We start from the raw sequence: 538 nt of genomic DNA on the forward strand, positions 1-538 counted from the left end.
AGCCAGCCGCGTTCCAGCTGCGGATTAGCCCTTCGCCCCATTCGGCGCCGATGACGGTCTGCGCCCGCTGTGCAGCCGCGACGGGCGGCACGCCGAGCGAGTTGCCGTCCAGATAGATGACGTTCGGAGAGAGCGCGAACTGGTCGCGCAAGAGTGCGAGGGGGTCGGCCGCATCGAGTGCGAGTGCTTCTTCACGTTGATTCATGATAGTCCGCTCTTGTCATTCGAAAGAGGGCGCGTTCGTGCGGAACGCGGTGATGCGGTTGCATCGGTTTCAATGCCTGCGTACCGCAGGTTTGTTGCACAAATGACGCCGGAAAAACACCATCCCCGTTACCTCGCAATCTTGAATACCGACACGGCGTCCTGCAGCCTGGTGGCCTGCTCATTGAGGGAAAATGCCGCCGCAGTGGACTGCTCCACCAGCGCAGCATTTTGCTGGGTAACCTCGTCCATCTGCAGGACCGCCTGATTCACCTGCTCGATGCCTCGGCTTTGCTGCTCCGACGCGATAGCGATTTCACCGACGATGCCTGAG

At 61.0% G+C, this 538-nt stretch carries 2 pseudogenes; both read right to left on the reverse strand.

The features are described 5' to 3' along the window. A pseudogene (locus AB3X98_RS42035) lies at positions 1 to 205 on the reverse strand (kynureninase); the annotation flags it as partial. 128 nt (positions 206 to 333) lie between these two features. Continuing rightward, positions 334 to 538: pseudogene (locus tag AB3X98_RS42040) on the reverse strand (methyl-accepting chemotaxis protein); the annotation flags it as partial.

This window comes from Paraburkholderia sp. BR14312 (assembly GCF_040948675.1).
Lineage (GTDB): Bacteria > Pseudomonadota > Gammaproteobacteria > Burkholderiales > Burkholderiaceae > Paraburkholderia > Paraburkholderia nodosa_A.